Annotated in this window: 19 protein-coding genes; 6 read left to right on the plus strand and 13 right to left on the minus strand. The window is 65.0% G+C overall.

All coding sequences use genetic code 11. The features are described from left to right. Positions 1-68: 68 nt before the first annotated feature. From ASG63_RS13980 to coxB, 12 genes are all read right to left on the minus strand, one after another. Positions 69-2,954 (minus strand): EAL domain-containing protein, encoded by a 2,886-nt coding sequence (locus ASG63_RS13980; protein ID WP_056217289.1) that lies wholly within the window; start codon positions 2,952-2,954, stop codon positions 69-71. Positions 2,955-3,162: 208 nt separating this feature from the next. Beyond that, the gene (locus tag ASG63_RS13985; protein WP_056217292.1) at positions 3,163-4,458 is read right to left on the minus strand and encodes a M16 family metallopeptidase; all 1,296 of its coding nucleotides are present in this window, start codon (positions 4,456-4,458) and stop codon (positions 3,163-3,165) included. Between the two features lie 6 nt (positions 4,459-4,464). Continuing rightward, entirely contained in the window at positions 4,465-5,877 is a 1,413-nt protein-coding gene (gene thrC, locus ASG63_RS13990) for a threonine synthase (RefSeq protein WP_056217295.1), read from the minus strand. A gap of 66 nt (positions 5,878-5,943) precedes the next feature. Next, positions 5,944-6,360, minus strand: a complete 417-nt coding sequence (locus tag ASG63_RS13995; protein WP_056217298.1) for a DUF4864 domain-containing protein — start codon at positions 6,358-6,360, stop codon at positions 5,944-5,946. Positions 6,361-6,443: 83 nt separating this feature from the next. Next, entirely contained in the window at positions 6,444-7,208 is a 765-nt protein-coding gene (locus ASG63_RS14000; protein WP_056217301.1) for an SURF1 family protein, read from the minus strand. 2 nt (positions 7,209-7,210) lie between these two features. Beyond that, positions 7,211-7,579, minus strand: coding sequence for a DUF983 domain-containing protein (locus tag ASG63_RS14005; RefSeq protein ID WP_056217306.1), 369 nt, complete (start codon positions 7,577-7,579; stop codon positions 7,211-7,213). A gap of 134 nt (positions 7,580-7,713) precedes the next feature. Further along, positions 7,714-8,571 carry a cytochrome c oxidase subunit 3 gene (locus tag ASG63_RS14010; RefSeq protein ID WP_056217308.1) on the minus strand — a complete coding sequence of 286 codons (858 nt, stop codon included), beginning with the start codon at positions 8,569-8,571 and terminating at the stop codon, positions 7,714-7,716. A gap of 137 nt (positions 8,572-8,708) precedes the next feature. Further along, entirely contained in the window at positions 8,709-9,323 is a 615-nt protein-coding gene (locus ASG63_RS14015; RefSeq protein ID WP_056217311.1) for a cytochrome c oxidase assembly protein, read from the minus strand. Between the two features lie 28 nt (positions 9,324-9,351). Then, positions 9,352-9,525, minus strand: coding sequence for a hypothetical protein (locus tag ASG63_RS25975; protein WP_056217313.1), 174 nt, complete (start codon positions 9,523-9,525; stop codon positions 9,352-9,354). Next, positions 9,522-10,472, minus strand: coding sequence for a heme o synthase (locus ASG63_RS14025; RefSeq protein ID WP_056217316.1), 951 nt, complete (start codon positions 10,470-10,472; stop codon positions 9,522-9,524). The genes ASG63_RS25975 and ASG63_RS14025 overlap by 4 nt, the downstream gene beginning before the upstream one ends. Positions 10,473-10,649: 177 nt before the next feature. After that, positions 10,650-12,281: a cytochrome c oxidase subunit I gene (gene ctaD, locus ASG63_RS14030; protein WP_056217319.1), complete on the minus strand. Its 1,632-nt coding sequence runs from the start codon at positions 12,279-12,281 to the stop codon at positions 10,650-10,652. An 89-nt stretch (positions 12,282-12,370) separates the two neighbouring features. Next, positions 12,371-13,210 (minus strand): cytochrome c oxidase subunit II, encoded by an 840-nt coding sequence (gene coxB / locus ASG63_RS14035; RefSeq protein ID WP_055954876.1) that lies wholly within the window; start codon positions 13,208-13,210, stop codon positions 12,371-12,373. Positions 13,211-13,524: 314 nt separating this feature from the next. Between coxB and ASG63_RS14040 the strand changes: the two genes are divergently transcribed. The 6 genes from ASG63_RS14040 (at position 13,525) to ASG63_RS14065 (ending at position 20,693) form a co-directional block, all read left to right on the plus strand. After that, on the plus strand, positions 13,525-14,433 hold the full coding sequence (locus ASG63_RS14040) for a LysR family transcriptional regulator (protein ID WP_056217323.1): 909 nt from the start codon (positions 13,525-13,527) through the stop codon (positions 14,431-14,433). 167 nt (positions 14,434-14,600) lie between these two features. Further along, positions 14,601-15,074 carry a formate dehydrogenase subunit gamma gene (locus ASG63_RS14045; protein ID WP_056217326.1) on the plus strand — a complete coding sequence of 158 codons (474 nt, stop codon included), beginning with the start codon at positions 14,601-14,603 and terminating at the stop codon, positions 15,072-15,074. Then, positions 15,071-16,630: a formate dehydrogenase beta subunit gene (locus ASG63_RS14050; protein WP_056217329.1), complete on the plus strand. Its 1,560-nt coding sequence runs from the start codon at positions 15,071-15,073 to the stop codon at positions 16,628-16,630. Before ASG63_RS14045 ends, ASG63_RS14050 begins: the two co-directional genes overlap by 4 nt. A gap of 13 nt (positions 16,631-16,643) precedes the next feature. Beyond that, positions 16,644-19,505 carry a formate dehydrogenase subunit alpha gene (gene fdhF, locus ASG63_RS14055; RefSeq protein WP_056217331.1) on the plus strand — a complete coding sequence of 954 codons (2,862 nt, stop codon included), beginning with the start codon at positions 16,644-16,646 and terminating at the stop codon, positions 19,503-19,505. Continuing rightward, positions 19,492-20,361 (plus strand): formate dehydrogenase accessory sulfurtransferase FdhD, encoded by an 870-nt coding sequence (fdhD, locus tag ASG63_RS14060; protein ID WP_056217334.1) that lies wholly within the window; start codon positions 19,492-19,494, stop codon positions 20,359-20,361. Before fdhF ends, fdhD begins: the two co-directional genes overlap by 14 nt. 41 nt (positions 20,362-20,402) lie before the next feature. Then, a complete protein-coding gene (locus ASG63_RS14065; RefSeq protein ID WP_056217336.1) occupies positions 20,403-20,693 on the plus strand; it encodes a formate dehydrogenase subunit delta in 291 nt (96 codons plus the stop codon). A gap of 70 nt (positions 20,694-20,763) precedes the next feature. Here the strand turns inward: ASG63_RS14065 and ASG63_RS24235 are convergent, their stop codons facing one another. Beyond that, positions 20,764-21,678: a hypothetical protein gene (locus ASG63_RS24235; protein WP_244479901.1), complete on the minus strand. Its 915-nt coding sequence runs from the start codon at positions 21,676-21,678 to the stop codon at positions 20,764-20,766. Positions 21,679-22,255 lie beyond the last annotated feature (577 nt).

The raw sequence follows: 22,255 nt of genomic DNA on the forward strand, positions 1-22,255 counted from the left end.
GATGGCGGACCATGGTTAAGGGAGGTTTAACCCGATGCGTTGGTTTGCCCGCATCTGCCTGATTTCACTCAGGCAGCTTCAGGCGCCGCACCAAGCAACTGCCGAGCTTGAAGCATCGACATCGGTTCGCCGAAGGCGAAACCCTGAGCATATTCACAGCCCAATTCGAACAGAATTTGGGTGTCGACTTCCGACTCGGCGCCTTCGGCGATGATCGACAGTCCGAGTTCCTGAGCCATCTTGACGATCGATCGCAGAATGGCGGTCTGGCCCGTCGCGATCTGGCGTACGAAGGACTGATCGATCTTGATCGTGTCGAAGGGGAAGCGCTGAAGGTAGGAGAGGGCCGAGTAGCCGGTCCCGAAATCGTCCAGGGACAGGCCCGCGCCAAGGTCGTGGATGCGGTGAAGCATCTGCGCTGCGTATTCCGGATTCTCCATGACCAGGCTCTCGGTCATCTCCAGCTTCAGTGAGCCGGGGATGACGCCGGATCGGGCCAGGATCGTCTTCACGTCATGCAGGAGATCGTGGCGCAGGAGCTGCCGCGAGGAGATGTTGACGGAAGCGAAGATCGGCGGTTCCACGTCGAGGGAGCGCTGCCAGGCCGCCAGCTCGAGGGCGGTCCGCTCCAGGGCAAAGATACCCAGATTGACGATGAAGCCGTTCTCTTCCGCGATCGGCAGGAAGGTCGCGGGACCGATACGGCCGAGCTTCGGATGGTCCCAGCGCAGGAGGGTCTCGAAGCCGGCGACGGTGCGGTCCTCCAGGCGGACGATCGGCTGGAACAACACCTTCATCTCGTTGCGATCCAGCGCCCGGCGCAGATCAGCCTCCAGCATCATGCGGTCGCCACGCTCGTTGCGCATGGTGGCACGGAACACCTCCGTGCGATCCCCACCGCCGCGCTTGGCCTGGATCATCGCCATTTCGGCGTTCTTGAACACCTCTTCCCGTTTCAGGTTCGCCCCACCCTCGTAGAGGGCGAGACCAACAGAGACCGTCAGGAAGATTTCGCGATCCGCATAGGTGATCGGCGTCGCGATTGCTTTGCGGATCATTTCCGCGAAGGCGAGGATGCGGTCCGGCTCCCGCTCCGAGATCAGGATCAGGGCGAACTCATCGCCGGCCACGCGCGCCAGGGTATCCTGCGGTCGGAGGAGGCGTCCGAGCCTGCGCGACAGCGTCAGCAGGATCGAGTCACCGGCCGACAGACCGATGGCGTCGTTGATGGCCTTGAACCGGTCGATGTCGAGGACGATCGTCGTCGGCCGAAGTCGGGGGTCCTGGCTGGCGAACGCCAGTCCCGCATCGAGGCGGTCGTAAAAGAGTTCGCGGTTCGGCAGGCCTGTCAGACTGTCATGCACTGCATCGTGGAGGAGGCGTTCCTCCGCCGTCTTCACCTCGGTGACGTCGCTGATCGTGCCGACGACCCGGATTACCTCTCCGTCGGAACCGATCACAGGTCGCGCCTTCAGGCGATACCAATAGTACGGGCCGGCAGTGGAGCGCAGGCGGAAGTCGTGCACGATGCGGCCACGGCGCTCCTCGATGACCGTGTCGAGGGCCGCCGAGTAGCGCTCGACGTCGAAGGGGTGGACCAGGCTGAGCCAGTTGGCTGCCGGGCCTTCGAGGGCACCGCGTTTCAGACCGAGCTGTCCCTCGATCTCCTGACCGGCGAAGACCCGGTCACCCGGTACGTCCCAGTCGAACACCACGTCCCCTGCGCCCGTAAGGGCCAAGGCGCGGCGCTCGGTGTCTGAGACGAGAGCATGGGTCAGGCCACCGCCCGCGAAGGCGTGCTGCATCACGGTGAAACCAATCAGCATGACGATCAGCACGAGCCCGCCGATGAGGGCGGGCTGCACCAGATCGCTGCTGATCTGCCCCGTGATCGCGAACCCGGCAGCCACCACCCATACGAGAAGCAGGCACCAGGTGGGCACCAGCAGGATGGCGCGGTCATAACCGTTATGCGCCGCGAGATAGACGATCAGCAGCAGGCCGACGCCGGCCACCGCCGCGATGGAAATGCGGGCGACGCCGGCCGCCACGGGCGGATCGAACACCGCGAGGCCCACCAGGCACGCCAGGAACAGGAGCCAGATGATCGCCACGTGGCTATAGCGCACGTGCCACCGGCTGAGGTTGAGATAGGCAAACAGGAAGACCAGGAGCGTCGCGCCGAGAACCGCCTCCGTCGAGGCGCGATAGACACGCTCGGCAACTTCGGTGATGGGAAACACACGCTGCAGGAAGCCGAAATCAATCGAGGCATAGGCCAGCACGGCCCAAGCCAGGGACGCGGCGGCGGGAAAGATGATCGCGCCCTTCACGACGAAGATGATCGTCAGGAACAGGGCGAGGAGACCCGCAATGCCGATGATGATACCCTTGTACAGGGTCAGGCCGTTGGCCTTCTTGCGGTAAGCTTCCTGATCCCAGAGGTACACTTGCGGGATGTTCGGCCCTCGCAACTCGGCTACATAGGTTACGGTCGCCCCGGGATCGAGGGTGATGACGAACTGATCGGCTTCCGGGTTTTCGTCGCGCTCCGGTCGAATACCCTGGCTCGCGGTGATGGCGGCGATGCGCGAGCCTCCGAGATCCGGCCAGACAACACCCGAGCCCACGAGACGGAAATGCGGGGCGACGAGGACCCGGTCCACCTGCTCGTCGGTGTCGTTGGTGAGGGCGAACACCATCCAGTCGGGACGGGCGCCGGTCTCACGGGCCTTCACCACGATGCGGCGGACGATCCCGTCCTTCCCTGGGGCGGTGGAGATCTGGATCAGGTCGCCATCGGAGCGATAGCGTTCGATCATCGGCGTGAGATCGATGACGGGCGCGTCGAGGGTGACGCGGACCGCCTCGACGGCCTGCGCCGGTCCTCCGACGATCAGGGCACTGAGCAGTGCCGCAGCGAGGGCGGCCAGGACGGGGGCGAATCTACGCAACGGGCGAGTGTTCCGGCCGGGCGAGGCATGATCGATGGAAACAGGCGACGGGAGACGGCTCAGCTGTGCATCCAGTCGTATCGGTGGGGGCCTCGACGAGCAAGGCGAACGGTCGCCTTGCGCGACGGCGTTCACCGTTTGTGAACCGTGGCGCCGATGAATTTCGATCGCCTGCCTTTGCGGCCAAAACAAGCCGCGTCGGCCAAGCTCACGCCGCCTGCAGCGCCGCCGCAATGCGATCGAGGGTCGGAAGCTTCTTGATCGGACCGATGGCGGCCAGGGTCGGAGCGCCCTTCAGCAGGCGGCGACCAGCCTGGCGAACGTCCTCGACCGTCACCGCATCCACCTTGGCGATCACCTCGCTGGCCGGGATGACGCGGCCCCAGGCCAGGATCTGTCGGGCATTGCGCTCGATCCGGCCGCCGGGCGTCTCCAGGGCGGAGAGCAGCGCGACCTTGAGCTGCGCCTTTGCCCGAGCGACTTCGATCGTGTCGGCATCCGCCGCGGCGCGGATCGTTGCGTCCAGCGTCACGTCCATCAGCTCGGCGAGGTCACCCCCCGATGTGCCGGCACCGATGCCGAACAGGCCGCAATCGTAGAATGCCCAATGGAAGGACTGGATTTCGTAGGCAAGGCCACGCGTCTCGCGCACCTCGTGCCACAGCCGCGAGGTCAGGCCGCCGCCCAGCACCTGCGCGAAGATGTGGAGCGCGTAGTAATCGTCGTCGCGAAACGACAGGCCCGGTAGGCCGAGGACGACGTTGGCCTGCTCGAGTTTCTTCGGCAGCCGCTTCTCGCCGCCGCCATAGATCCCCGGCACCGTCTCGGGCGCCTGCATCGGCTTCAAGTGGCCGAAATAGCGCGATGCCGATTCGACGATCTGGTCATGTCCGATGGCGCCCGCGGCAGCCAGGACGATGCGATCGGGCGTGTATTCCCGGGCGATGTAGGCTTCGATCGCGTCTCGGTCGAAGCTGTTGATCGTCTCGGGCGTGCCGATGATCGGACGGCCCATTGGCTGGTTCGGAAATGCCGCCTCGGTGAAGGCCTCGTAGACGACGTCGTCTGGCGTATCCTCGATCGCCGCATATTCCTGCAAGATCACGCTCTTCTCGCGGGCAAGCTCGCCGGCATCGAAGACCGAACCCGTGAGGATGTCTCCGATCACGTCGAGGGCGACGCTCGCATCCTCGCCAAGCACGCGTGCGGTGTAACTCGTTCCCTCGGCACTCGTCGCGGCGTTGATGTCGCCGCCAACATTCTCGATATCCTCGGCGATGCGGCGAGCGGACCGGGTCTTGGTGCCCTTGAAGGCCATATGTTCGATGAGGTGGCTCAGACCGCCCTCGTCGGTGCGCTCATGACGCGAGCCGGCACCGACCCAGACGCCGAGCGTCGCCGTCGCGACGCCCGGCATCGCCTCGGTGACGACGGTGACCCCATTGTCGAGCTTGGTGATCTTGAGATCGGGCGATGCACCGTGCGTGGCGAAATGCTGGTTCATGAGCCGTTACGCTCCCTTGGTGATACGGGCGCGCTCGCGGATGAAGGTCTCAACCGCCGCCTGATCGTTGGCAACGCGCGAAAAGGTCTCCTTACGGTCCATCAAGTCGGCGAGGTGCGGCGGAAGCTCAGGACGCCGCCCGCCGATCGCCTTCGCGACGGCGTCGGGGAACTTGGCGGCGTGCGCGGTGGCGAGCGCGACGACCGGCGTGTGCGGATCCTGGCGCAAGAGCTTGCGTGCCGCATGCACACCGATGGCGCTGTGGGGATCGATGACGTGTCCGGTCTCCGCATGGGTGCGGGCGATCTCAGCCATGACTTCCGGCTCGGCGACGGCGGTGGCGTCGAACTCGCTGCGCACGGTCTTGAGAACCGACGGATCGAGGTGAAAGCCGCCCGACTGCTTCAGCCCGGCCATCAGCCGGCCGAGGCTCGTGGAATCGCGCCCCAGAGCTTCGAACAGCAGGCGCTCGAAGTTCGACGAGATCTGGATGTCCATCGAGGGCGAGGTGGTCGGCTGCACGCCGCGGACCTCGTAAGCACCATGCTCAAGTGTCCGGGCCAGGATGTCGTTGGCATTGGTTCCGATCATCAGGCGCTCGATCGGCAGTCCCATGCGCTTGGCGACCCAGCCGGCGAGAATGTCTCCGAAATTTCCGGTTGGAACTGCGAAGGAGATCGGCCGGTGGGGGGCGCCCAGGGCCACGGCCGAGGTGAAGTAGTAGACCGCCTGCGCGGCGACCCGGGCCCAATTGATCGAATTGACGCCCGAGAGCCGAACGTCGTCGGCGAAATCAGCGTGCTGAAACAGGGCTTTGACGATGTTCTGACAATCGTCGAAGTTGCCGTCGATGGCGATGGCGTGAACGTTGTGTGCCCCCACCGACGTCATCTGCCGCCGTTGGACTTCGGACACGCGCCCTTCTGGGAACAGGATGAAGATGTCGACCTGATCGAGACCGCGAAAGGCCTCCACCGCGGCGCTGCCGGTATCGCCCGACGTCGCGCCCACGATGGTAGCCCTTGCATCGCGGGCGCGCAGGACATGGTCCATCAGGCGCCCAAGGAGTTGCATCGCCACGTCCTTGAACGCGAGCGTCGGGCCGTGGAAGAGTTCCAGCAGGAACAGGTTGTCGTCGAGCTGGGTAAGGGGGCAGACCGCCGGGTGCCGGAAGGTGGCGTAGGCCTCCTCGATCATGCGATCGAGGTCCACGTCCGCGATCTCCCCGTCGATGAGCGGGCGTAGAACGGTCTTGGCGGCATCGGCATAGCGCAGGCCTGCCAGACCGGCGATCGCCGGTCTGGTGATCTGCGGCCAGCTTTCGGGCACGTAGAGCCCGCCGTCGCGCGCAAGGCCGGCGAGAAGGGCGTCGGAAAAGCTGAGGGGCGCCGCGGCGCCGCGGGTCGAGACGTGAAGCAAGGGGGCCTCCGGGAAGGCGCTCCGTCTACACGATGTCGGCGGGCGTGTCGAAAGTCTTGGACATCGTCAGGCGTTGCTGCCCGGGGCCCTCGTCAGGCGGCATCCCGTGATCCGCCAAGCGCCGTCCGGCTGCTTCTCCAGGCTGTAGAGAGCAGCCCAATCGGCCCCGTCCTCATCCTGCAAGGTGACGCCGAGGGCCACGCCGTCGTCCCCGGCATCCTCGATGCGATCCACGCTGTAGCGCCGATTTCGGTAGACGACGCCGTAGCCCTGTCGGACCATTGCGATGAAGGTCTCGGGAGAGGGAAAGAGCCCCTGGATCGCGGGCGCGGCCTGAGCGTAGGCCGTAGCCGCATCGTCTCGACGGAATGCTTCGATCTGGCGTTCCACCGTGGCCTTCGCGGCATCCCGGGCGGCTGCGTCCACCGCGAAGGCTGTCGAAGGGATCCACATCGTTATCAGGATCAGGAGGATGGTGCGCATGGGGCCCACTCCGTAACGTAACCGCTCGTCCGAAGATAAGCTGGAACAACTGAGCGGCCGAAGCAAGTTTTCGGCCGCACGCGTCACAATTGCGCGGGGGGCTGATCCTCGTGGAGCCGGCGCCAAGCGAAGACCCCGAACACGCCGACGAGGCACGCCGCGATCCCGAACCACGTGAAGGCGTATTGCAAGTGGTTGTTCGGCAGATCGACCCGGAGCTGACCGCCCTTCGGCCAGCCGCCCGGGTTCGGCGTCGCATCCGCCTCGACGAGGTAGGGCCGGGGATCGGGGAGGCCGCGTAAAGCGCTGATGCCGGCGATGTCGCGGTTAAACCATTCGTTCCGTGCCGGGTCCGGCGCTGGCACGAACATCGTTCGTGGTTCGGACCCTCGGAGTATGCCGGTGACGGTGGTGACGCCCTCGACCTGCCCGGCCGCGCGGTTTGCGGGCGCCTTCAACTCGGTGGGCACGAAGCCGCGGTTGATAAGGATGGTGCCACCATCCTCGAGCAGGAAGGGCGTCAGGAGGTAATAGCCCTGAAGGGCTCGCCCCGGAACCTCGCCCGCGGCGAGACCGTGGACCAGCGTCTCGGCTTCGTGCCGAAACCGGCCGGTGATGCGGACACGCCGGAACTCGTCCCGGGCTGGATCCCAACCCTGCGGCAATGGAAGCGCGGCTGGCGGCTCGACCTTCGATCGCGCCAGGATGCGCGTGATTAGGGCTTCCTTCTCGCCCTTGCGCCCGAGCTGCCAGACTCCGAGGCCGAGAAGAATCGCGAGGCAGATCAGTGAAACGAGGCTGGGCATCAAAATGCTGCGCCAAGCGCCGGGACGGAGGGGCGAAGCCATGGTTAACGGAAGCGTCCTTGCTCGGCCTTGTTGGTGAATTGCAGGGCCGCGAGGACGCCCTTCAACGGCCGCACCAGGAGAAGGCTGAGGCCGATCGACAGGGTGCCGGCCACCAGGGCGTGAACCCAGATCGGCGGCTCGTAGGTGATCTCCATCCAGAGAGCCAGCCCGACGACGATGATGCCGACGATCGACATGACGAAGAAAGCAGGGCCGTCTCCGGAATTGAAACTGCCGTAGTCGAGGTCGCAGACCTCGCAGGAGGGGCGGAATGTGAGGAATCCGTCGAACATATGCCCCTCGCCACAACGGGGACAACGGCCGCGCAAGCCGGCGGAGACGGGGGAAGGCTTCGGCCGCGATGCGTCCAAGATGGAGAACTCCTCGTACGGCGCTGCGCCGTATCAATCCATATGGGCATGGAAGGTGCGCGCTTCAGGCACGAGCATGAAAAAGGGCGGCTCGCGCCGCCCTCTTCAATACTGGCATGCGGTGCAAGCCGGGCTCAATGAGCCGCGTGACCGACGCCGGCGCCCCAGACGTAGATCGAGGCAAACAGGAACAGCCAGACCACGTCGACGAAGTGCCAGTACCAGGCAGCGAATTCGAAGCCGAGATGCTGTCGGGTGGTGAACTGACCGAGATAGGCGCGGTAGAGGCAGATCGCGAGGAAGATCGTGCCGATGATGACGTGGAAGCCGTGGAAGCCCGTCGCCATGAAGAAGGTTGACGAGTAAATGCTGCCGGAGAAGCCGAAATGGGCGTGTGCGTACTCGTAGGCTTGGCAAGCGGAGAACAGAACGCCCAGGATGATCGTCAGCCAAAGGCCGTACTTCAGGCCCTTCCGATCATCGTGCAGCAATGCGTGGTGCGCCCAGGTGATCGTCGTACCGGAGGTGAGCAGGATCAGGGTATTGAGAAGGGGCAGATGCCACGGGTCGAACGCCTCGATGCCCTTCGGCGGCCAGGTGCCGCCCGTGAAGTCGACGCGCGAAGCCTGGATCGGATCGGCGGTGTAGAGCGCCGCTTCGAAATAGGCCCAGAACCACGCGACGAAGAACATCACCTCGGAGGCGATGAACATGATCATACCGTAGCGGTGGTGCAGCTGCACGACACGGGTGTGATCGCCCGTGTTGGCCTCGTGCACGACGTCCTTCCACCAGGCAAACATGGTGTAGAGAACGCCGAGCGTTCCTGCGCCGAAGATGTAGGGGCCCGGGGTCAGGGTGCCAATCTGAAGGCTCTTCATCCAGAATACGGCGCCGAACGCCATCAGGAAGCCCGAGAACGCGCCGATCAGCGGCCAGGGACTTGGGGCCAGAATGTGGAAGTCGTGATTTTTGGCGTGCGCCTCGGCCATTGAACTCTTCTCCTACCCCCGACCTCCGGACCGTCACCGGCCCTCGATCCACTGAATGCATCGTCCTGACCGGGTTGCCCCGGATTGTTGTGGCAAACCCTTACCCAGGGTCGCGCGCTGTTGTCACGCTTGCGCCGTCAAAAATTCGACTTCGTCCCCGTGCCGCCCGTTGTCGCAAGCGCGGCCGTGGGCTGCCCGTTCTTCGAAGCGAAGTAGGTATAGGAGAGCGTCATCTCCGATAGATGTGCGGTGTTCGAATCCTTGCGGACCTCGGGGTCGATGTAGAACACCACCGGGAAATCCATCGTCTCGCCTGGCTGCAGGGTCTGCTCGTTGAAGCAGAAGCACTGCACCTTGACGAAGAAGCTGCCCATCAGACCCGGCTGAACGTTGAAGGTCGCTATGCCAGTGGAAGGCGTGCTGCCGGTGTTCTTCACGCGGAAAAAGACGGTCTTGGTCTCGCCGAGCCGGGCCTCAACCTTCGGCGACTCGGCCTGGAAGCGCCAGGGCAGGGTCGACGACACATTGGTGTCGAAGTGGACCACCATGCTGTCGTCGATCGCCGCAGCGGTCGGGGCCCGGCCCGTACGCGGCGTCCCGTCGTAGCCGGTCGCCTTGCAGAACATGTCGTAGAGCGGCACCGACGCGAAGGCGAGGCCGATCATCCCGAAGGCGAGGCCTGCGCAGGCCAATGCCGTCACGCCGGCCTTGCGGCCGGTTCCACGCGGTGGCGCATGTCTGGGGTCGGCCATCAGAAGCGTACTCCGTTGTCCGGCGCGATCAGATCGGACGGTTGAGGACCTGCGGCCCGAGCTTCGCGATCGTGAGCACGTAAAAGATGGTCACCAGGGCGAACAGGACCGCCGCGATGGCGATGGAGCGCTTGCGCCGGCGCTGCGACTCCTCGGGCGTCAGCGGGCGGGGCGTCCCCGGCGGGCCGGGGCGATCGCTCACAGATTCACCGCGCGGAAAAGGCCGAGGCTCTGCTCGGCGAGCAAGGCTGCAAACATCAGGAAGAGGTGCAGAATCGAGAACCCGAACATGCCCATCGCCGCCTTGCGCTCCGGCTCGCCCTCACGATTGCGAAACACGTGGACGCTGAAGGCCAGCATCCCGAGGCCGCCCAGCAACGCAGTGACCGCGTAGAGCCACCCACCGAAACCAAGGGCGACGGGCGCGAGGCCCAGGGGGAAGAGCAGGATCGAGTAGGCGATGATCTGGCGACGAGTTGAATCCGGCCCGGCAACGTTCGGCATCATCGGGATGCCCGCTTTGGCATAGTCGGCGGACTTGATGAGCGCCAGGGCCCAGAAATGCGGGGGCGTCCAGATGAAGATGATCATGAACAACACCAACGACTCGACGCCGACGGTTCCGGTGACGGCCGCCTGGCCGACCATCGGGGGGAGGGCGCCGGCGGCGCCGCCGATGACGATGTTCTGCGGCGTCGCGCGCTTGAGCCACATCGAATAGACGACGGCGTAGAAGACGATCGTGAAGGCGAGGAGTCCGGCGGCCAGCCAGTTGGAGGCAAGGCCAAGGACGAGCACCGAGCCCACCGACAGGACGATGCCGAAGGCCAGCGCCTCATCCGGGCGGATACGACCATCCGGGATCGGACGCTTGGCGGTCCGGGTCATCACGGCGTCGATGTCGGCATCCCACCACATGTTCAGGCAGCCTGAGGCGCCTGCGCCTACGGCGATCATCAGTAGCGAGATGGAGCCGACGACCGGTTGGATATGGACGTTCGAGACCAGCATGCCGACTAGGGCGGTGAAGATGACCAGCACCATCACCCGCGGCTTCAGCAGGGCGAAGAAGTCCGACACCTCGCCGCCGACCGGCGACAGAACTTGCGGCTCGGCGCCAGCGGATAGGCTGTTCGACAGGCTCGTCATGGGGTCCCGATACGGTTTTGTGTTTGGTGGGGCTTCGGATCGCGCCGCGCGGCGCCGCCCTTTGCGGGAGGCCTCGGGCAAACACGCAGAGCGAACTCCGAGAGCTTGACCGGGGCCTCCTGGAAAGAGCGAGGACCGCTCGCGCGGTCCTCGCAATCCTCGAAGCTTAAAGCAGCTTCAGTGGTGGCCCGGCTCGTCGATGATCCGGGGCAGGGTCTCGAACTGATGGAAGGGCGGAGGAGAGGATAGGGTCCACTCCAGTGTCGTCGCACCCTCACCCCACGGATTATCTGCGGCGCGCCGGCTGGAGCGGAAGGCCAGGACGACGCCGATGAAGAACACCACCATGCCGAGGGCGAAGATGTGTCCACCCCAGGTGGAGACCTTGTGCCAGCCTGCGAAGGCCTCCGGGTAGTCGGCGTAGCGGCGCGGCATGCCGGCGAGGCCGAGGAAGTGCATCGGGAAGAACAGGACGTTCGCCCCGATGAAGGCGAGCCAGAAGTGCAGCTTGCCGGCCCATTCGGGGATGATGTGACCGGTCATCTTCGGGAACCAGTAGTAGACGCCGGCGAAGATGATGAACACCGCACCGAGCGAAAGCACGTAGTGGAAGTGCGCCACGACGTAGTAGGTGTCGTGCAGGTACTTATCGACCGCTGAGTTCGCGAGGACGACGCCGGTGACGCCGCCGACCGTGAACAGGAAGATGAAGCCGACCGCCCAGTGCATGGCAGCGGTGAAGCGGATCGAACCACCCCACATCGTCGCGATCCAGGAGAAGATTTTCACCCCCGTGGGCACCGCGATGACCATCGTGGCGAAGACGAAGTAGGACTGCGTCTGAAGCGACAGGCCGACGGTGTACATGTGGTGCGCCCACACGACGAAGCCGACGACGCCGATGGCAACCATGGCGTAGGCCATGGCAAGGTAGCCGAAGACGGGCTTGCGCGAGAAGGTCGAGATGATGTGCGAGACGATGCCGAAGGCCGGCAGGATCATGATGTAGACTTCGGGGTGACCGAAGAACCAGAACAGGTGCTGGTAGAGCACCGGATCGCCGCCGCCGGCCGGGTCGAAGAAGGTCGTGCCGAAGTTGCGGTCGGTAAGGAGCATCGTGATCGCACCGGCGAGCACCGGCAGCGACAGGAGCAGTAGGAACGCGGTCACGAGCATCGACCAGGCGAACAGTGGCATCTTGTGCAGGGTCATGCCCGGCGCGCGCATGTTCAGGATGGTGGTGATGAAGTTGATCGCGCCAAGGATCGAGCCGGCGCCGGAAAGGTGAAGGGCGAAGATCGCGAAATCCACGGCCGGTCCCGGGTGGCCGGAGCTCGACAGGGGCGGGTAGACGGTCCAGCCGGTGCCGGCGCCGGAGGAGCCGGGGGCGCCTTCCACGAACAGCGAACAGACGAGGCTGAAGAAGCCCGCGACCGTGAGCCAGAACGAGACATTGTTCATGCGCGGGAACGCCATGTCGGGCGCGCCGATCATGAGGGGTACGAACCAGTTGCCGAAGCCGCCGATCAGGGCGGGCATCACCATGAAGAACACCATGATGAGGCCGTGGCCGGTCACGAACACGTTGTAGGTTCCGGGATTGGCGAAGTACTGGAGGCCGGGCTCTTCCATCTCCATGCGGATGCCGAAGGACAGGAACGCACCCATGATGCCCGCGCAGAATGCGAACAACAGGTAGAGGGTGCCGATGTCCTTATGGTTCGTGGACAGGAACCAGCGGGAGAAGAAGGAGGGCATGTGGTGGTCGTGGGCGTCGAGATGCCCCGTATGTGCAGCGGCGTTCGCCATGGATGCAGACCTTAGTCCAGGTTTCTCGTGATCATCTCGATGGGTGGATCCGGGCGCCGCTCAAGGGCCCGGGTCCGGGATCCGCGCCCCTACCGGGCGTCGGCGAACTTCGACGGGTCGTCGATGCGGGCGAACTTGGTCTTACCCTCGGCGAGCCACTTGGCGTAGGCCTCCTCGCTCACGACCTGAACCGTGATCGGCATATAGGCATGTCGGGCGCCGCAGAGCTCGGAGCACTGGCCGTGGTAGGTGCCCTCACGCTCCGCCTTGAACCAGAACTGGTTCAGGCGGCCCGGAACGGCGTCGATCTTGAAGCCGAAGGACGGCATCGCCCAGGAGTGCATCACGTCGGCGGCGGTGACCTGGATCTTCACGATCTTGTTCACCGGTACGACCATGTCGTTGTCGGTGCCCAGCAGCTTGGGCTGCTTGTCCTCGTCGAGGTTGGCATCGAAGGTGAAGCCGCCCCCGTTTTCCACAGCCGGGTACTCGTAGGACCAGTACCACGCATGGCCGATGACCTTCACGAGGACGTCGGCCTTGGGATCGGAGAGCTGCGTGCGCAGCAGGCGGAACGACGGGATCGCGACGGCGACCAGGATCAGCACCGGGACGATAGTCCAGGCCACCTCGATCATGGTGTTGTGCGTGGTCTTCGAAGGCGTCGGGTTCGCCTTCTCGCTGAAGCGGAAAACGCAATAGAGGATCAGGCCGAGCACGAATAGCGAGATGCCGAACGACAGCCAATGCATGCCGTGCTCGAACGAGTGGATATCCCGGGCGTTCTCGGTGACGGCGACCTGACGGTCCATCTGCCACGGCACGGGCTGGCCGATGCCGGCCGCGAGAGCCGATGACGAAGAAACGAGGAACGCGCCAAGCGCGGCAAGCCCCCATGATGACCGGTGTTGCGCCTGCGTCGTCCGCATGTGCCTCTCGTGGCTCCCCGTGATTGTGATCGTCGATGCCGCGCGTCTTGCTGGGTTTGTTCTAAATCGCAAGAGCATTTCGCGGATCGCGGGCCGTTTGCGGGTAAGAACCCACGTCGGGCCGATTGGCGTGTCAGACCACAAGGGCGGGAGGCGCGCAACCGCAACAGCGTCGCATCAGACCGCTCGAAGGTCTCGACTCACGCTGTTCACCGTCTATCGAAATGTCGCAGCCTCGGTAACGTGTCCTCCGGTATTCATCATGCCAGGTGAGGAAGCGTCGCCCGGCTTCGAGGCCGGCTGGGGGGTCGCGCGTGATCGATCGACTGGAATTCATCCTGGCTCTCGCCCGCGAGCGTCACTTCGGCCGGGCTGCCCAGGTCTGCAACGTCTCTCAGCAGACCCTCTCGGCCGGCGTGAAGCAGTTGGAAGAACGGCTCGGTGTGCTTCTCGTGCAACGGGGCTCGCGTTTCCAAGGGTTCACTCCGGAAGGCGAGCGCGTTCTCGAATGGGCGCGGCGCATCGTCGGGGATGCGCGGGCGATGCGAGAGGAGGTTGCAAGTTTGAGGCGCGGTCTTTCGGGAACGCTTCGACTCGCGGCAATCCCGACGGCGACTCCGATCGTCGCCGCGCTCACGACGCCGTTCCGGGCGCGCCACCCGAACGTCCGCTTCTCTGTTCAATCGACGACCTCCGGGGAAATCGGGCGCCTGATCGCCGATCTCGAGATCGATGCCGGCATCACCTATCTCGAGAACGAGCCCCTCGGCCGCTTGACCGCCGTGCCGCTCTATCGGGAGCGCTACCGCCTGCTGACCGCGATCGACGGGGTGTTCGGCGAACGGGAATCGGTGACGTGGGACGAGGTGGCGAGCCTGCCTCTGTGTCTGTTGACCCCGGATATGCAGAACCGGCGGATCATCGACCGGCAGCTTCTCAACGCGGGAACGGAATCCGCACCGCTTCTCGAGTCCAACTCGATGATCGTTCTCCTGACCCACGTTCGCACAGCCAAATGGGCGAGCATCATGCCGGCGGTTCTCGCCGACACGTTCCGTCTGAATGACCGCGTCAGAGCCGTGCCGATCATCGATCCGGATCTCAGCCACGTCGTCGGTCTCGTGGTGCCGGAACGCGAACCGATGACGCCCCTTTGCGCGGGGCTGATCGTGGAAGCGCGGGCCGTTGCTTCGTCCATTACCCAAATGATCGACGCGCTGTGAGAAAAGCTTGACGACGCGGCATGTGGGACCGGGGTTGCGATGCCTTTTCGCGTCGCAGCATTCGTTTCCGACAAAAATCCGTTGTCGATCCACCGATCAGTGCGATTGATCGGGGGTTGGCGATATACCACCTTGGAACGAGAACAATGTCAGTCCGGGTAGGAATAATGGTGCCGAACGAACCCTGGAACGAGCCGCGGGCCGCCAGGATCATCGCCGAACATATCCACCTGGAGGGGGCGACGCTCCCGATCCTCCATGCGCTGCAGGAGACCTTCGGCTACGTCGACGAAGGTGCTGTGCCGCTGATTGCCGACGCGCTGAACCTATCGCGTGCCGAGGTGCATGGATGCATCACCTTCTATCACGATTTCCGGCGCGCGCCGGTGGGGCGCCACCAAGTGAAACTCTGCCGCGCCGAGGCCTGTCAGGCCATGGGCTCGGACGCGCTGCACGCCCAGATTCTGTCGCGTTTCGGGGTCGACTGGCACGGGACGACCGCCGACGGCCAGGTCACGGTCGAGCCTGTCTACTGCCTCGGTCTCTGCGCAAACGGTCCCGGAGCCCTCGTGGACGACGAGCCTCTGGCCCGGCTCACCGCCGATTCCCTCGAAGCCGCCCTGACGGAGATGACATCGTGAGCATCACGATCACCGTTCCGCGCGATGCCGTGGCCCTCGGGCTCGGCGCCAATCGCGTGGCCCGCGCGCTGTTCGCCGGCGCTGAGCGCCGTGGCCTCGACATCACGATCGTCCGCACCGGGTCCCGGGGCCTCCTGTGGCTCGAGCCGATGATCGAGGTCGCAACGCCGGGGGGCCGTATCGCTTACGGACCGGTGACACCCGCCGACATCGACAGCCTCCTCGATGCGGGCCTCGTCGAGGGCGGTGCCCATCCCCTCCGCCTCGGGCGACCGGAGGAGATCCCCTATCTCGCGCGTCAGCATCGGCTCACCTTTCAACGCTGCGGCGTGGTCGATCCGGTCTCGGTAGAGGATTACCGAGCGCATGGTGGCTACCGGGGCCTCGAAGCTGCCTTGAAGCTCGACGCGGCCGGCATCGTCGCGGAAGTGCGTGAATCCGGTCTTCGTGGCCGCGGCGGCGCCGGGTTCCCTGCCGGGATCAAGTGGAACACGGTGATGCTCGCTCAGGCAGAGCAGAAATACGTGGTCTGCAATGCCGATGAGGGGGATTCTGGAACCTTCGCCGATCGCATGATGATGGAGGGCGACCCCTTCAACCTCATCGAGGGTATGACCATCGCGGGTCTCGCCACGGATGCCACACGCGGCTACATCTACCTGCGCTCCGAGTATCCTCAGGCCTTCGCGACCCTCAAGGAGGCGATCGCCAACGGCATCAGGGCCGGCGTCCTCGGCGAGAACGTACTGAACTCCGGCAAGGCCTTTCATCTGGAAGTTCGCCTCGGCGCCGGTGCCTACATCTGCGGCGAGGAAACGTCCCTGCTCGAGAGCCTGGAGGGCCGCCGCGGCATCGTGCGCGCCAAGCCGCCGATTCCGGCCCTGAAGGGATTTCTCGGCCAGCCGACGCTCGTCAACAACGTGATGACCTTCACGGCCGTGCCCTACATCCTACAGCATGGCGCCAAGGCCTATGCCAAGTACGGCATGGGTCGCTCGCTCGGTACCCTCGCGATCCAGCTCGCCGGCAACATCAAGCACGGCGGACTGATCGAGTACGCCTTCGGCATCACATTGCGCGAGATCATCGAGGGTTTCGGCGGCGGCACGCAGAGCGGGCGTCCGGTTCGCGCGGTCCAGGTGGGTGGCCCTCTGGGCGCCTACTTCCCCCATCACCTCCTCGACACGCCGCTCGATTACGAAGCGATGGCGGCCAACAAGGGTCTCGTCGGCCACGGCGGTATCGTCGTCTTCGACGACACCGTCGACATGGCCAAGCAGGCGCGCTTCGCGTTCGAGTTCTGCGCCGTGGAATCCTGTGGCAAGTGCACACCTTGTCGCATTGGTGCAACCCGCGGCGTCGAGACCATGGACATGGTCATCGCCGGGATCCGGCCGACCGAAAATCTCGCCGTGGTCGCCGACCTCTGCGACGTGATGACCGACGGTTCGCTGTGCGCCATGGGCGGTCTGACGCCGATGCCCGTCATGAGCGCCATCACCCACTTCCCCGAAGATTTCCAACAGCGCGGACCGATATCCGTCGCAGCTGAATAAGGAGGCGCGATCGATGGCCCTCATCAAAGAGATCGACTACGGCACCCCGATCCGCGTGAACGAGCAGACCGTCACGCTCACCATCGACGGCATGAACGTGACGGTGCCCGCGGGCACGTCGGTGATGGCCGCCGCCATGCATGCCGGCACGCAGATCCCCAAGCTCTGCGCCACAGACTCGCTGGAGGCTTTCGGTTCCTGCCGTCTCTGCCTCGTTGAGATCGAGGGACGTCGCGGCACGCCCGCTTCCTGCACGACGCCTGCCGAGAACGGCATGGTCGTCTCGACCCAGACGGACAAGCTCGCGAAGCTCCGCAAGGGCGTGATGGAGCTCTACATCTCCGATCACCCCCTCGACTGCCTGACCTGCGCCGCCAACGGCGACTGCGAGTTGCAGGACATGGCGGGCGCGGTGGGCCTGCGCGACGTACGCTACGGCTATGACGGCGCCAATCACGTCAAGCCGACCTCCGAGCAGTACCTACCGAAGGACGCGTCGAACCCGTACTTCACCTACGATCCGTCGAAGTGCATCGTCTGCAATCGCTGCGTCCGCGCCTGCGAGGAGACGCAGGGGACCTTCGCGCTGACCATCTCCGGTCGAGGGTTCGACAGCCGCGTCGCTGCCGGCCCGACCGACTTCTTCAACTCCGAGTGCGTGTCGTGCGGCGCCTGCGTCCAGGCCTGCCCAACCGCGACCCTGCAGGAAAAGTCGATCATCGAGCACGGTCAGCCGGACCATTCGGAGGTCACCACCTGTGCCTATTGTGGCGTCGGCTGCTCGTTCAAGGCCGAGATGCAAGGCACCCGGATCGTCCGCATGGTGCCCTACAAGGGTGGCAAGGCGAATGAGGGCCATTCCTGCGTGAAGGGCCGGTTCGCTTACGGCTACGCCACCCACAAGGACCGCATCACCAAACCGATGATCCGCGACAAGATCACGGACCCCTGGCAGGAAGTCTCCTGGGAGGTCGCGATCGACCGCGCCGCGTCAGAGTTCAAGCGCATCCAGGCCAAGTATGGCAAGGATTCGGTCGGCGGCATCACGTCGTCCCGGTGCACCAACGAAGAGGCTTACCTCGTCCAGAAGCTCGTGCGGGCCGCCTTCGGCAACAACAACGTCGACACCTGCGCCCGCGTCTGCCACTCGCCGACCGGCTACGGGCTGATGTCGACGCTCGGCACCTCGGCCGGCACGCAGGACTTCGCGTCCGTGGCACATTCCGACGTGATCCTGGTCATCGGCGCGAACCCAACGGATGGCCACCCCGTCTTCGCGTCCCGCATGAAGAAGCGCCTGCGCGAAGGCGCGAAGCTCATCGTCGCCGATCCGCGCAAGATCGACCTCGTGAAGTCGCCCCACATCCAGGCCGACCATCATCTGCCGTTGAAGCCGGGTTCGAACGTCGCCTTCATCAATTCGATGGCGCATGTCATCGTCACGGAAGGCCTCGTCGACGAAGCTTATGTCCGCGAGCGTTGTGACCTCGGCGACTTCGAAGCCTGGGCGCGCTTCGTTGCCGACGAGCGCCATTCTCCCGAGGCGCAGGCGACCTACACGGGCATCGATCCGACCGAGCTGCGTGCCGCTGCGCGGCTCTACGCCAAGGGCGGTGCCGCCGGCATCTATTACGGCCTCGGTGTTACCGAGCACAGCCAGGGTTCGACCATGGTCATGGGCATGGCCAACCTCGCTATGGCCACCGGCAACATTGGCATGCTGGGTGCCGGCGTGAACCCGCTGCGCGGCCAGAACAACGTCCAGGGCTCCTGCGACATGGGCTCCTTCCCGCACGAGCTGCCTGGCTACCGCCACGTCTCCGACGACGCCACCCGCGAGACCTTCGAGTCGCTCTGGGGCGTGTCGTTGGACCAGAACCCGGGCCTACGCATCACCAATATGCTCGACGAGGCCGTCGATGGTGCTTTCAAGGGCATGTACATTCAGGGCGAGGACATCGCCCAATCGGATCCTGATACGCACCACGTGACCGCCGGGCTGATGGCGATGGAATGCATCGTCATCCAGGACATCTTCCTCAACGAGACAGCGAAGTACGCCCACGTCTTCCTACCCGGCGCTTCTTTCCTCGAGAAAGACGGCACCTTCACCAATGCCGAGCGCCGCATCTCCCGCGTGCGCAAGGTGATGCCGCCGCTCTCCGGCGTCGGCGACTGGGAGGGCACGATGCTGCTGTCTAACGCCCTTGGCTATCCCATGAACTACAGCCATCCAAGCGAGATCATGGATGAGATCGCATCCCTGACGCCAAGTTTCTCCGGCGTGAGCTTCGCCAAGCTCGACGAACTCGGCTCGATCCAGTGGCCGTGCAACGAGGCCGCCCCGAAGGGCACGCCGATGATGCACGTGGACCGCTTCGTGCGCGGTCTCGGAAAGTTCATGATCACCGAGTACGTGCCCACCGAGGAGCGTACGGGCCCGCGCTTCCCGCTCATCCTGACCACGGGCCGCATCCTGTCGCAGTACAACGTCGGCGCGCAGACCCGTCGTACGGAGAACTCGCGCTGGCACGAGGAAGACGTGCTCGAGATCCACCCCTTCGACGCGGAGGTGCGCGGGATCGTCGACGGAGACCTCGTTGCGCTGGAAAGTCGCTCCGGCGACATTGCGCTGAAGGCCATCGTGTCCGAGCGCATGCAGCCCGGCGTGGTGTATACGACATTCCACCACGCCAAGACCGGCGCCAACGTGATCACCACCGACTACTCGGACTGGGCCACCAACTGCCCCGAGTACAAGGTCACGGCGGTGCAGATCCGGCGGACGAACCGCCCCTCCGACTGGCAGGCGCGGTTCTTCGAGGAGGATTTCTCGTTGACCCGGATTGCGACACAGTTGAATGCGGCCGAGTGACCAGACCAGCCTGACGGCGAACGAGGATCATCCGGCGGTCGAGACCGCTCGGCGCGTCCCGACCCTGGTCGTCGCCTACGATGACCAGGAGCCACGGAGCGGCACCCGGCCCCTTGCGGTCGAGATGCCGGTCAACCTGATCTACGGCGCGGTGCCTTACGCCGTGATGATGACGACGCCGGCAGATCTCGTGGACTTCGCCTACGGGTTCAGCTTGACGGAGGGCATCATCGCCACCGCTGACGAGATCCGGTCGGTTCAGGTCGAGGCGGATACGACGGCGGGCGGCATGCGCCTTCTCGTCGATCTCGTGCCGGGGCGCCTGCGGGAACACCTCGCGCGTAAGCGCGCCATGTCGGGGCGTACCGGCTGCGGCGTCTGCGGAATCGACGATCTTGCGTCACTGCCGAAGACCGACGCGCCTCTGCACGGCGCCAGCCGGGTCACCATCGCGGCGATCCACCGGGCTCTGATGGCCATGGGCGACGCGCAAGTGTTGAACGCCGAGACGCGGGCGGTCCATGCCGCGGCCTGGGCGAATCTCGATGGAAGCTTAGGGGCGCTGCGCGAGGATGTCGGGCGGCACAACGGCCTCGACAAGCTGATCGGCGCCTTGATCCAGCGCAAGACCGACCCGGCCGATGGATTCGTCGTCATCACCAGCCGCTGCTCCTTCGAGATGGTCGAGAAGGCGGCGAGCCTCGGCGCGACGGTGCTGGTGGCAATCTCTGCCCCGACTTCGCTGGCGATCGACCGGGCGCGTCTTCACGGTATGACGCTCTGCGCCATCGCCCGCTCAGATACCCTGACGGTCTTCGCTGGACGCGAACGTCTCGACTTGCCCGCGCAGCCCTGACCCCACGCGATTCCCGTTCCCTCGACAGAGTTTTCGTACCGATGAGCGCCCTGACGTCCGACGAAAAACTGGTCCGCATGGCCAATCAGATCGCCACCTTCTTCCGGTCCTATCCGGACGAGGAGGCCGTGGCCGGCATTCACAAACACATCGTGGCGTTCTGGACGCCGAAGATGCGCAGAGCCCTCGAGGCCTCTGGACTCGATCCGGACAGTGGCCTCGATCCCCTCGCGCTCAGGGCCCTTCAGGACACCCCGGCTGCCGATAGCCCCGTTCGTGCCGCCACCCGCGACCCGCATTTGCAGGGTGCAGGGGCCAGCGACGCCGGCTGATCCAATTCCGGAATCGTCAAACGCGAAGGACCACGCGGTCCTTCGCGTCTCATTACCTGCAGCGCTGACTTCAGTCCTTCTCCGGTTCCTTCGTGGTACCTGGCACGATCGTCGCGCCACCGATCACCCGGACCGGTCGCTTGGCGTCCGCCGGCACGTCCTTCCAGTTCTGCGCCATCGGCTTCGGCACCGGAGGCGGCTGCACCGAGGCCGGCGTCATGGCGGCGGTCGGTCCATCGACCTTCGGAGATGAGACCGCGGCGGTTACGGCGGCGGGGGCAGCGTCGGCTTTTGATCCGGCAGGGGGCACATCGGACAGCTTCGGCGCCCCGGGTGTGACAACAGGCGAACCCGCTTTGACCGTTGGGGTGAGGCGGACGACTTTTCGAGGTGTCTCGGACTTCGGCTTTGCGTCTGCCCCGCGAGCATCGGGGTTCAGGCCCATGGGATTCCGATCGGCAGGTCCGGGCGGCGCCGGCGGAACGGTCCGCGATCCGGCTTCCGATCGATTCGCAAGGTCCGGGAGGCCCGCCGGAGCGGGGCGCGCACGGCGAGCCTGATCCTGCGGGAAGGGGATGTCCGCGGGCGGTATGATTCTTTCGACTTGCCGGATCGGCTGACGGATCGCCTCGTCGTCTTCGGTCCAGCCATAGCCGGGTGTACGGCGCATGATCCGCGGAGGTGCGTCGGGCGCTACGTCCAGCCGATGGCGTCCAATGATTCGACCGTCGCGCGCATCGACGAAGAGCCGGAGGCGATCACCATAGGGATTCGATGCCTCGACAATATACGTCTGCCCATCGAAGCGTGGACGCGTGACGTCGGTGAATCCGCGGTCATTCAGCCGCCACACGACGGCACGGGGCGGTAGAAGGAGGTCAGGCTCGTAGGCGTATTGCGCCTGGGCGACAGGCGCGGCTGAAAGCGTCATGACACCGGCCAGGATGCCGGCCGACAAGGCGCGGGATGAGGGGGATGCACGCATGGGCTTCCTGCGAGACGAAAACATCGCTGTGAGATCCAGAGAGATGTCGGTGCGGAGGCCTGCTGTTGTCGCAGGTCCTCCGCTCCAAGGTCCGCCGGGATTCGAGACAATCCCCGCACGCCGCTTGTGCTCGGCACGCCGTGTAAACAGGCCGAATGGGGCGAGATTGCGAGGCTGCCACCGTGGGTTCGGGGTCAACGGATCTGGCTCGTTCCGATCACCCGTGGGCCTGCGGCGAGAAAGCTCGCGGCGGGAGGGAACCATGCGCCGGAAAACCGCAGTGAGCCACCGGACATGCCCTTGCTGGAGCGGTTAAAATCTGTCACTTTCCACCGGTAGGACAGTAACGCTGTCCCATTCCCGGCAGGGTATCTGTCCGGATGGCTGTGAGGATCTCGCTCAGGTGACGTTGCCGGCGACCAAACGAGATTCGAAGCCGGTCGCCATCGCGGCGATCCGGGCCCGCACGGCTTGAAACCAAGCCGGCGTCGAGCCCGCGAGTTGCGGGCGCTTCCTGACCGAAGAACCCGCCCAGAGCCGACGCTGTCGAGAGACAAACCCGGAAGCCCCTCGGGCT

Origin of the sequence: Methylobacterium sp. Leaf94 (assembly GCF_001426045.1) — a bacterium.
Lineage (GTDB): Bacteria > Pseudomonadota > Alphaproteobacteria > Rhizobiales > Beijerinckiaceae > Methylobacterium.